This window comes from Peribacillus sp. (assembly GCF_059453735.1).
In genome coordinates, this window is sequence record NZ_JAZVJO010000226.1 from 1 (window position 1) to 2676 (window position 2676).

Consider the following 2676-nt stretch of genomic DNA (forward strand, 5'->3'; position numbering starts at 1 on the left):
TTTTCAGCCAATACAAAAAATATGAAGGTACTTGGGTTAGCAATCGGAAACGCACTGGTCGCGTTATCAGGAGCACTTGTCGCTCAATACAATGGCTTTAGTGATATAGGAATGGGAATTGGCATTATTGTGATTGGACTCGCCTCCGTTATTATTGGTGAAGCTCTGTTCGGTTCAAGTACGATTAGCCGGGCAACGCTAGCCGTTATAGGGGGAGCAGTCGTCTACCGTCTTGTAGTGACACTAGCTCTGCAGGTTAAATTTCTTCAAACGGGTGATGTTAAACTAATTACAGCAATCATCGTTATCCTGGCTCTTATTGTGCCGCAGTTCCGTGCCCATCGGAAAGAAAAAGGACGTAAGAGCAAAAGATTAAAAGAATTACAATTGATTCATTTAAATACCTCTGAAAGGGAGAGTGAAGCGGATGCTTCGATTAAACCAACTTTATAAGGTATTTAATGAAGGAACCCCTGATGAGAAACTGGCTTTGCAAAATCTTCAGCTTGAATTAAAAAAGGGAGAGTTTTTAACGGTCATCGGCAGCAATGGGGCCGGGAAATCGACATTGATGAACATGGTTGCCGGCAAGTTACTTCCTGATGCTGGTGAAGTACAAATTGATGGGCAGAATGTGTCACAAGTACCTGAACATGTTCGGTCAAGAATGATTGGGCGGGTATTCCAAGATCCAATGGCGGGTACAGCCCCTAATATGACAATAGAAGAAAATTTAGCAATTGCTTTCGGCAGGAACAATACTCGTGGTTTTGGTTTTGGGGTAACGAAAAAGAGAAAAGGATTCTTCAAAGAAAGGCTTGAATCCCTGCACCTCGGACTTGAAGACCGAATGAACGCAAAGGTAGGGATGCTGTCAGGAGGGGAGCGGCAGGCATTATCCCTGTTAATGGCCACGTTTACTGAACCTAAGATTCTGCTGCTTGATGAACATACAGCAGCACTTGATCCCTCCAGAGCGGAGCTGATCACCCAGTTAACGAAGAAAATCGTTGGACAATACCAGCTTACGACTTTGATGGTCACTCATAATATGCAGCAGGCTCTCGATCTTGGAGATTCCTTAATTATGATGGACAAAGGGGAAATTATATTTGAAGCAGGCGGGGTCAATAAAAAACAGCTGACTGTCGATAAGATTCTTCAGGAATTTCAACGCATTAAAGGTGAAAAAATGAATAATGATCGTGCTGTTCTCATTTAAAATCCCTCAACATGAGGGATTTTTTTGTTCCTTCTTATTAAAGCCAAACAGTGATTGGAAAAATCGCCCTTTCTTATTTTTAGCTGGTTTTCCATTGAAAGCGGTCAGGCTGTCACTTTTTCTGTTTTCAATTTCACCGTTTTCAAGCTTTTGGATCCGTTTTTCAAGCTGTTTAATTAAGTCTTGCAGTTCTTCCATATCACTTCGGTGCTGGAGAAGTTGATAAGACACAACACTGTCGGCCTTTTCATCAAGCTTACGTTCTATTTCAGTGACGACAGCTTGAATTTCTTCAGAACGCTGTGCTGGAAAGATACCCTTCCTCACTTTTTTTTCACGTTGTTCCTGGGAGGCACTGCTATTATACAATTCCTTCTTCATTTGCCGAAGGGCTTCAAGGTTAGCTTCTGAAAAGACGTAATGTCCATGCTGATTTCGTTCAACTTGTATATTCCCCCCGCTTACCCATCGTTGGACGGTACTCTGCGAAATACCGAGCTCCTTTGCCACTGTACTTGTATTCATCTTAGTCCCCTCCTTAGGAACAAGGATTCTTCGTTTTCTTTTAATGTCCTTCTTAGGTGACAAAACTAGTTTCATTTCTACAAATTAAGTGGTTTTCCTCTGTTAAATGGAAACTTATAGGATAAAAAGTAAAATTGGGATAATACTAAAGAGGTAAAACGTTAATCAAAAGCAAGGAGGAATGGAATTTGTATTTTTATAAAGAAGACTTAATCAATATGATTGTTCCTGACAAACCTGATCCTGGAGCGGCTAAGGTGCTCCAAGAAACCTTGGGCGGTCAATTTGGGGAAATGCGGACGATGATGCAGTACTCCTTTCAAAGTGCGAACTTTCGTGGGAATAAGAAACAATATCGTGACCTAATCCGTGGTGTATTTCTTGAAGAAATCAGCCATGTAGAGTTGGTTCAAACAACCATTAATCAGCTTTTAAATGAGTCTGGGGAGGATGCTGTAGGGAATGGAGGAACCAATGGAGCCCCTCTTGAAGTAGCAACGAAGAGTGCCAATCCACATCACTACATTATGGCTGCTCAGAGTTCCCTGCCTGTGGACGCTGGAGGAAATCCGTGGAATGGATCGTGGGTGTACAGTCACGGAAACCTAGCGGCTGATTTACTCAATAATGTGGTTCTGGAATCAACTGGTGTCCTGCAGAAATCGAGAATCTATGAGATGAGTTCGAACAAAACCTTCCGTGAGACATTAGCTTTTTTAATGGTTCGAGATAATGCCCATCAAAATGCGTTCGCGAAAGCGCTGGAAACATTAGGCGTTGAATGGGGAAAACTATTCCCTATTCCTAATTATGATTTAAATAAATACCCTGAATGCCGTAAGTATGTGGATCTCGGGTATCATAATGCACAGTTTAATTTCCGATTAGATGATACGATGATAGGCCAGGTTTTCCAAGGGGTAACTCCT

Annotated in this window: 4 protein-coding genes; 3 read left to right on the forward strand and 1 reads right to left on the reverse strand. The window is 42.0% G+C overall.

What is annotated here, in order from left to right; translation table 11 throughout:
* Both AC52RT_RS07095 and AC52RT_RS07100 read left to right on the forward strand, forming a co-directional pair.
* On the forward strand, window positions 1-453 hold a 453-nt coding region (locus AC52RT_RS07095), incomplete at its 5' end, for an ABC transporter permease family protein (RefSeq protein ID WP_495540094.1).
* Window positions 428-1222: an ABC transporter ATP-binding protein gene (locus AC52RT_RS07100; protein WP_495540095.1), complete on the forward strand. Its 795-nt coding sequence runs from the start codon at window positions 428-430 to the stop codon at window positions 1220-1222. The genes AC52RT_RS07095 and AC52RT_RS07100, both read left to right, overlap by 26 nt.
* A gap of 6 nt (window positions 1223-1228) precedes the next feature.
* Here AC52RT_RS07100 and AC52RT_RS07105 read toward each other — a convergent pair whose 3' ends face one another.
* Complete coding sequence (locus tag AC52RT_RS07105) at window positions 1229-1747, reverse strand: MerR family transcriptional regulator (RefSeq protein ID WP_495540096.1); 519 nt, start codon at window positions 1745-1747, stop codon at window positions 1229-1231.
* 188 nt (window positions 1748-1935) lie between these two features.
* On the opposite strand from AC52RT_RS07105, the gene AC52RT_RS07110 reads away from it, so the two are divergent.
* Window positions 1936-2676 (forward strand): manganese catalase family protein (locus AC52RT_RS07110; RefSeq protein WP_495540097.1); only part of this gene is annotated, 741 nt, incomplete at its 3' end.